At 70.3% G+C, this 8615-nt stretch carries 5 protein-coding genes; all 5 read right to left on the bottom strand.

Features of this window, described 5'->3' with window-relative positions; genetic code table 11:
• Window positions 1–114 precede the first annotated feature (114 nt).
• Window positions 115–1722, bottom strand: coding sequence for a RagB/SusD family nutrient uptake outer membrane protein (locus VFE05_01395; GenBank protein HET6228699.1), 1608 nt, complete (start codon window positions 1720–1722; stop codon window positions 115–117).
• Window positions 1723–1807: 85 nt separating this feature from the next.
• The gene (locus tag VFE05_01390; protein HET6228698.1) at window positions 1808–4987 is read right to left on the bottom strand and encodes a TonB-dependent receptor; all 3180 of its coding nucleotides are present in this window, start codon (window positions 4985–4987) and stop codon (window positions 1808–1810) included.
• A 1017-nt stretch (window positions 4988–6004) separates the two neighbouring features.
• Complete coding sequence (locus VFE05_01385) at window positions 6005–7369, bottom strand: MFS transporter (GenBank protein HET6228697.1); 1365 nt, start codon at window positions 7367–7369, stop codon at window positions 6005–6007.
• A 20-nt stretch (window positions 7370–7389) separates the two neighbouring features.
• Window positions 7390–8388 carry a sugar kinase gene (locus tag VFE05_01380; GenBank protein HET6228696.1) on the bottom strand — a complete coding sequence of 333 codons (999 nt, stop codon included), beginning with the start codon at window positions 8386–8388 and terminating at the stop codon, window positions 7390–7392.
• A partial coding sequence (locus VFE05_01375; GenBank protein HET6228695.1) for a hypothetical protein occupies window positions 8385–8615 on the bottom strand: 231 nt, incomplete at its 5' end. The genes VFE05_01375 and VFE05_01380, both read right to left, overlap by 4 nt.

Genomic DNA, 8615 nt, shown 5'->3' with positions numbered 1-8615 from the left:
CGGGCGGGCGGGCCGAACGGCGTCGCCCGCCCGCGGGCGGTGTCTCGTCTTCGTGCTGAACAGGGCATCTCCCGAATCTTGTCGGAAGATGCCCTGCCGTGTCTCACTCGTCGGTCAGGTGCCGCTGGACGGCTTGCAGATGCCGTCGTCCCAGCCGGGGTTCTGCGTCAGCTCGTGGTTGAGCTCGCAGGCGCGCGCCGGGATCGGGTACAGGCGCCACTTGTCGGGAATGGGGCGCGCGTCGAACTTCTCCACGCTGCTGGTGAACGGGCTGCGGTTCATGGTGCTGATCTGGGCCATGTTGGCCTCCACCCGCGCCTTGGCCCAGTCCCAGTTGCGGCGGTTGTCGAACACGCCTTCCATCTCCAGCGCCAGCTCGTAGCGCCGCTCCAGGAACACCGCGTCGCGGAACTGCGGCGCGGTGAGGCCCGTGGCCAGGTTGCCCACCTTGGCCCGGGCGCGCACCTGGTTCACCAGCCCGTACGCCTCGGTGGTGGGGCCGGCGGTGGCGTTGATCGCCTCGGCCAGCGAGAGCAGCACGTCGGCGTAGCGCACGACGATCACGTCCGGCGCCTCGGCCCCGCCGTCGGCGCTGCCGAGGTCCAGGTACTTGCGCGGCGCGGGGCCCGTGGAGCCGTAGTTCGCCGTGGTCTGGATGCCCGACGTCCACGCCCACGTCACCGTCTTGCTGCCGTTGGTGAACGAGGTGAGCCAGGTGCCCGCCTTGCGGATGTCGGTGGCGGCGTACGAGTCGTAGAAGGGACGCTCGGCCTGCACCTGGTTCTGCGCGCCGCCCGCGTAGATCGCCGGGCTGGTGATGGGCGAGAACCACTCGGTGAGCCGGCCGCCGTAGCCGGAGACGCGGATGTTCTGGAGCGAGAAGATGATCTCGGGGCTGCGCTCGTTGCTGCCGTCGAAGAGGCTGCCGTAGTTCGCGTCGAGCGAGTAGCCCATCCCCATCACCTGCCGGAAGGCGTCTGCCGCCTTCTGGTAGTCTGCCGCGGCGCCCGGCACCGTGGCCGCGCTCTGCAGGTACGCCTTGCCGAGCAGGGCGACGGCGGCGCCCTTGGTGGCGCGGCCGTAGTCCGAGCCTGGCCAGCTGGCGGGCAGCACGGCGGCCGCCTCCTGGAGGTCCTTCTCCACCTGCGCCCACGTCTCGGCGGCGCTGGCGCGCGGGAGGCCCGCGTCGGTGATCTTCTGCGTCTCGTCCAGCTTCAGCGGCACGCCGCCGAAGAGGCCGGCCAGCCAGTAGTAGTGCAGCGCGCGGATGAACTTGGCCTCGCCCACGATCTGGTCGCGGCGGGTGGCGTCCATCTCCACGGTGGGCACGTGCGCGATCACCGAGTTGGCGCGGTTGATCCCGGCGTAGGCCGCCTGGTACACGCCCTCCACGTAGGTGTGCGACGACGAGAACTGCGTGTGGTAGTCGCCGATCATGCTGCGCTCGTTGGCCGCGCTCAGGCGGCTGGTCGAGACCTCGGTGGGGTACTCGGTGAGCATCCAGAAGTTGCGGCCCACGTAGTCGCTGCTGGACAGCGGCGACGGCAGCGTGATAAAGCTGGCGTAGGCGGCGTTCACTGCGGCCAGGGCGTCGCCCTCGTTGCGGTAGAAGTTCTCCGGGGCCACGAAGTCAGTGGGCACCTCGGTGAGGAACTTGTCGTGGCAGGCGGCCGTGGCCGCCGCCAGGGCGAGGAGCGCCGCGGCTCCAAGCTGTTTCTTCATACGTTCTCCCGGGAGCAGAAGAGAGGTTTGCGGAAGCTCGTGGCGGCGGGCCGGGTCCCAATGGGGGCCCCGGCCCGCCGCGCGCTCAGTAGGTCAGGCTCAGCCCCAGCGTGACGGTGCGCGCCAGCGGGTACGCGCCGATGTCGATGCCGCGGTTGGTGTTGCCCACGCTCTGGCTGCTCACGTCCGGGTCGAAGCCCGAGTAGTCGCTGATGGTGAACAGGTTGGTGCCCGTCACGTACACCCGCGAGCTGGTGAGCCTGGCGCGGCGCGCGAGCGGCCCCGGCAGCGGCGCCGTGAGCGTCAGCGTACGAAGGCGCAGGTAGGAGCCGTCTTCCAGCAGGTTGCTGGTGAAGTTGTTGGTGCCCACCTGGTTCGGGTTCTCGCCAACCCGCGGGAACGAGCCGTTCGGGTTGGTGGGCGACCACGCGTCGAAGAAGCGCTCGCGCGACACGTTCACGCGCGGCGAGCTCTCGGTGCGGATGCGGTTCACGTTCAGGATCTTGGAGCCGTACGAGCCCTGGAGCAGCCCGGTCAGCTCGAAGCCGCGGAAGCTGAAGGTGTTGGTGAGGCCCACCGTGAAGTCCGGCGTGGGGTCGCCGATGTCGGTGCGGTCGTTGAGCGTGATCTGCCCGTCGCCGTCGATGTCCAGCACCCGCATGTCGCCGGGCTTGAACGTCTGCCCGTTGAAGTTCTTGTAGGTGATGGCCGCCGCCTCGGCCGAGTCGCGGATCACGCCCGCGCTCTTGAAGCCGTAGAAGACGCCGATGGGCTTGCCCACCTGGATCAGCGTGCCCGGCAGGTTGTAGTCGGTGGTGATCAGGTCCGCGAAGATGCGGTCCGGGCCGCCCAGGCTGGTCACCTTGTTGGTGTTGCGGGCGAAGTTCAGGTTCGCGCGCCACCCGAAGGCGCCCTTGTCGCCCCTGAGGATGCGCGTGTCCAGCCCCACCTCGAAGCCGTGGTTCTCCACCGAGCCGCGGTTGGCCAGCGCGCTCTCGAAGCCCGTCTCGAACGGCAGGCTGATCTGGAGCAGCAGGTCGTTCGTGCGCTTGCGGTAGTAGTCGGCCGTGAGGGTGAAGCGGTTCATGAAGGCCAGGTCCACGCCGAAGTCGGCCTGGCGCGTGGTCTCCCACGTGAGGTCGGGGTTGCCCACGGCCACGGGGTAGTAGCCCGAGTACGGGCTGCCGCCGAACGAGTAGCCCTGGTCGTTCAGGCGCGACAGCGACTGGTACGGGCGGATGGACGGGTTGCCCACCAGGCCGTACGAGGCGCGGAACTTCAGGTCGTCCAGGTGGTTCAGGTGCAGCCACGGCTCTTCGCTGGCGCGCCAGGCGAAGGCGGCCGACGGGAACGAGCCCCACTTCTTGCTGGCCGCGAAGCGCGACGAGCCGTCGGCGCGGTAGGTGAGCGTGAAGAGGTAGCGGTCGAGCAGCGAGTAGTTGACGCGGCTCAGGTACGACTCCAGCGTCTGCTGCGTGCGGCGCGACGAGATGCTGGGCCCGCCCTCCTGCGTGCCGGCGCCGATGTCGAAGTAGCCGGTGATGTCGCTCACGAACTGCGTGTTGCTCATGTTCGAGCCGTCCAGCGTGGTGCTCTGGCGCGTGTACCCGCCCAGCACCTGCAGGCTCTGCTTGTCGCCGAAGTCGTGGTCGTACGTGAGCGTGTTCTCGTTCAGCCAGCTGGCCGTGGCCGCCTCGGCGCGGATCGCCTCGCCGTTGCTCTGCCCGCCGCGCAGCGTGGTGCGCGGGTAGTACGTGTTGCGCCAGCGGCTGGCGTAGTCGGTGCCCAGGCTCACGCGCAGCTTCAGGTCCTGGAGCAGCGACACCTGGCCGAAGAGGTTGCCCAGCAGGCGCGTGTCGCTCAGCGAGTCGCGCACCTCGTTGGTCAGCGACACCGGGTTGGGCGTCTGCGGCGCGTCGAGCAGCGAGTTGTACGCGTTCAGGTCGGTGTTGATGTACGAGTACGTGCCGTCGGCCCGGCGGACGGGAAGGATGGGCACGTACTGGAGCGCCGCGCTCACCGCGCCGGCGTTCGCGTTCTGCTGGCCGGCGGTGGGCACGCTCTTGCTGCGCGCCTGGCTGGCGCTGAACGAGCCGCCCAGCTCCACCCGGCTGCCCAGCGCCTGGTTGAGGTTCACCCGCGCCGAGTAGCGGCGGATGCCCGACCCGGCCACGATGCCCTCCTGGTCGAAGTAGCCGCCGGACAGCGCGTAGCGCGTGGGCGAGCCCGTCGCCGTGGCGCCGCGCACCGAAAGCTGCCAGTTCTGGAGGCCCGCGCGGCGGAACACCTGGTCCTGCCAGTCCGTGTCCAGCCCCGCCGCCACGATGCGGGCGCGGGTGCTGTCCGGGAACGGCACGTACGGCGTGCTGGCGTTGGCCGCGAACTGGTTCGCGTAGTCCATGTACTCCTGCGCGTTCAGCAGGTCGTACCTCTTGGCGACCGACTGCGTGCCGGTGTAGTAGTCCAGGCTGAACTGCGGCTTGGTGCCGCGGCCCTGCTTGGTGGTGATGATCACCACGCCGTTCGCGCCGCGGGCGCCGTAGATGGCCGTGGCCGACGCGTCCTTGAGCACGCTCACCGACTCGATGTCGCTGGGGTTCAGCGTGGCGAGCGGGTTGGTGGGCGTGGTGCGCGTGCGCCCGCCGTTGCCGACGCTGGAGCCCTCGATGTCGTTCTCGATGGGGAAGCCGTCGATCACGTACAGCGGCTCGGCGTTGCCGGTGATCGACGACGTGCCGCGGATGCGGATGGACAGCGCGCCGCCCGGCTCGCTGCTCGCCGTGGTCACCTGCACGCCCGGCGCGGTGCCCTGGAGCACCTGGTCTAACGAGGCGACCGGCGCCGACTGCGCCGCCGTGAGGTCGACCGTGCTCACCGAGCCGGTCACGTTGCGGCGGCTCTGCGTGCCGTAGCCGACCGCGACCAGGCTCTGGAGCTGCACGGCCGCGGCGGCGATGCGGACCGAGACGTTCGCGGTCGCGCCCGCGGCGACGGCGACGGTCTGGTCGGCCGCGGTGTAGCCGGGCTTGCTCACGTGCACCGTGTGCGAGCCGCTGGGCACGCCGGCCACGGTGAAGCGGCCGTCGGCGCCGGTCACGGCGCCGCGCTGCGTGCCCGACACGGTCACGGCGGCGTCGGCCACCGGCCGCGCCGTCTGGGCGTCCACCACCGTGCCGATCACCGTGCCCGTGCCGGACTGCGCCAGCACGGCCGGAGCCGGACAGAGGAGGAGAAGGAAGAGGGTCAGTGCTCGCGTCCAGCGCATGTGGACTCTCCTGGAGGTAGGTAGCGCGTTTCTGAACCGGGGGTGCTGCACTTGTCGGCCGGTCGGCCGCCGTAGGACGTCGCTAGAGGCCGGCTCGCCTCCCGTTGCGTTCGGGGTGAAGCGGGGGAGACCCGCGCACGCTGGGCGAGGCGCGCTGCGCCGGGGCGGCGTGCGCTGCCCGGGGGCGGCGGGAGGTGGCGTCGGCTGGCATCTTCAACGGGACACCTGCGTTCGGGCGGCTGCGGTCCGGGCGTGCCGGACGGGAAACGAGCACCGAGAGGGTCCGCGCCGCCGGACGGTCGTTCGTACGGGAGCGCGTTCGTTCATCGAAGGGATGGCATCGCGCGGGGCGGGCGCCGTCCGTCTGCATCGAGATGTGGAACCGCGGTCACGGTGGAGGCGCGGCGAAAGGCGCAGAGAAGGTCCACCGGAGGGCGAGATCGGAAGCGTTCGACGGCCACCGATTCTTTTGTTCTGTCACGGAACAATATAAGCACCGAATGTAAGCACCCTCTCGCCTGCGCGCAACGTGCACATTTGACGTCGCTGCATCACCGTCTGCGATCCAGCCCGGATCTCAGCATTAGCGTACCACTACGGCGATCACGGCCGTGAGGTATCGGTTTATTCAAAGCATGCTCCGGATCGGAACAAATTCCTCTGTCGGATCGGCGGACGTCGAAACCTCGCGCCGGAAGCTCCTCCGCGTCTTTGTAACGGCGTCTCACGCGGAGACGCGGAGGACGCGGAGAACAGCTCACGTATCCGGTAGTTCCTCCGCGGCTCCGCGCCTCCGCGTGAGGTCTTCCGTCGGATCGGGGGACGTGGGAGCACCCGTCCACCGTTTGGCCCGGCGCGCATCTCCGCCGCACATCTACAGCGCCTGCGCGGTTCTCATCGGCCCTGAGCGACGGGCGATAAACGTGCGGCGGCGGGGAGATGAGACAAGTGCAGGTTCGGGATGGGGATGCGGGCGTTCCGGCGTGCCCGCTTCCCTGCCCTGCATCTACCGAGTCGTCATGCGACCGCGTCGACCTGGGCGGGCTCCAGGCGCGGGGCGAGGAGCTGGATGATGACCCAGGCGGTGACGTACGCCAGGCCGCAGATCACGAAGATGATGCTGTAGTTGTGGCCCGTCGCGTCCAGGATGCGGCCCGTGGCGCGCTGGAAGAGCACTCCGCCGATGGCCCCCGCGAACCCGCCGATCCCGACGACGGAGCCCACGGCGCGGCGCGGGAACATGTCGCTGGCGGTCGTGAACAGGTTCGCCGACCACCACTGGTGCGCCGCGGCGGCCACGCTCACGATGGCGACGGCGACCCACAGCGTCTTCGCGTGCGGCGCGAACATCGTCGGCACGATGAGCAGCGCGGCCACGAGCAGCGCCGTCTTCCGCCCGCGGTTCACCGTCCAGCCGCGCTTGATGAGCATGCTGCTGAACCACCCGCCGGCGACGGAGCCCACGTCCGCCACCACGTAGATCACGATGAGCGGCAGCGCCAGGTTCCCAAGTTTGATCCCCCACGCACTGTCGAGGAATTTGGGCAGCCAGTACAGGTAGAACCACCAGATGGGGTCCGTGAGGAACTTGCCCAGGAAGAACGCCCACGTCTGCCGGTGCTTCAGCAGGCTGAGCCACGGCACGTTCTCGGTGCGCTCCACCGGGTCGCTGCGGATGTAGCCCAGTTCGCCGCGCGTGACTCGCGGGTGCTCCTCGGGCGAGCGGTAGATGGCGAGCCACGCCACGAGCCACACGAAGCCCAGCGCGCCCGTGGCGATGAAGGCCCACTGCCAGCCCCACACGAGCGTGATCCACGGCACCAGCAGCGGCGCCAGCACGGCGCCCACGTTGCTGCCCGCGTTGAAGATGCCCGTGGCCAGCGCCCGCTCGCGCCTGGGGAACCACTCCGCGACCGTCTTGATGGCGCCGGGGAAGTTGCCGGACTCGCCCAGCCCCAGCGCCGCCCGCGCGACCGAGAAGCCGCCCGCCGTCTTCGCGATCGCGTGGCTCATCGCGGCCAGGCTCCACGCCACGATGGCGAACGCGAAGCCGCGCCGGACGCCGATGCGGTCCAGCAGCCGCCCCATCCCCAGGAAACCGAACGCGTACGCCAGGCTGAACCACGAGACGATGTCGCCGTACTGCGACTCGCTCCACCCGAACTGCGACTGGAGCGTGGGCGCCAGGATGCCCAGCACCTGCCGGTCCACGTAGTTGATGGTGGTCGCGGCGAAGAGCAGCGCGCAGATCGTCCACCGGTAGCCGAAGCGCGGCACGTCGGCCGTGCCGAAGCCCGCCAGGGTCTCCGGGATGCGGTCTGGGTTGGGTGCCACGGCGGGAACGTCGCGCCCGGCCGCGGGCTGGTTGGAGATGGGGGTCATGGTTCGCTTCCGCCGGGGGATCAGTGGGACGGTTGCTGGAGGAGCCGCTCGACCTCGTCGGCCGTGACGCGGTTGAAGTCGCCGGGGATGGTGAGCTTGAGCGCGCTGGCCGCGGTGGCGAATTCCAGCGCGTCCGCGTGCGCGCGGCCGGCGAGCAGCGCGTGGATGAGCGCGGCGGCAAAGCTGTCGCCTCCGCCCACGCGGTCCACCAGGCGCACCTGCCACCGCCGGCTGTCGTGCATCTCCCCGCTGCGCTTGTCGAACAGCGCCGCGCTCCAGCCGTGCTCGCTGGCGGAGATCACCTCGCGGCGCGTGAGGGCGACCATGCGGCAGCCCAGGTCGTCGGCGACCTCGCCCGCCACCTGGCGGAAGACCTCGGGCGACTCATGGCCCAGGCCGGGGCCGATGCCCAGCATGGCCTGCACGGCGCCGGGGTTGCCGATGAGCACGTCGCAGCCCTGCACGAGCGGGCGGATGACGGGCCGCGGATCGCGCCCGGCCCAGAGCGCCACGCGGAAGTTGAGGTCGATGCTCACCTTCACGCCCAGGCTGCGAGCCGTTTCGATGGAGCGCTTCGTCTCCGCCGCGGGGCCGTCGCCCAGCGCGGGAGTGATGCCGGAGACGTGGAACCAGTCCGCGCCGTGCAGCACCGCCTCCCAGTCCACGTCACCCGAGCCGATCTGCGAGAAGCCGGAACCCGCGCGGTCGTACACGACGCGCATGCCGCGGACGTCGGCGCCGGACTCGACGAAGTAGATGCCCAGCCGGTCGCCGCCGCGAACGACGGCGCGCGTGCCCACGCCTTCCGCGCGCAGGGCGCTCAGGGCCGCGTCGCCCACGGCGTTGGCGGGCAGGCGCGTCACGTAGTCGCTTCGCACGCCCAGGTGCGCGAGGCTGACGGCCACGTTCGCCTCGCTGCCCCCGAACCACGTGCGGAGCTGGGGCGACTGGAAGAACCGCTCGCTCCCCGGGGGCGACAGCCGCAGCAGCATCTCGCCGAAGCTGACGACGCGCTTCATCGGCCGCCTCCGCGCGCTTCGGCGACGGTCGCCGTGAGCGTCTTCGCCCGAGTGGTCAGTGCTGCGAAGTCACCAACGGCGACGAGCTTCGGATCGACCAGCGCGCTGCCGAGGCCGACGGCGACGGCGCCCGCGCGGAGCCAGTCGCCCGCGTTCTCCGGCGTGACGCCGCCGGTGGGCATGATGCGCAGGAACGGCATGGGAGCGAGCACGCCCTTGATGAACGC

It is taken from the genome of Longimicrobiaceae bacterium, from assembly GCA_035696245.1.
Classification (GTDB): Bacteria; Gemmatimonadota; Gemmatimonadetes; order Longimicrobiales; family Longimicrobiaceae; genus DASRQW01.
This window is presented reverse-complemented; position numbering and strand designations above follow the sequence as displayed.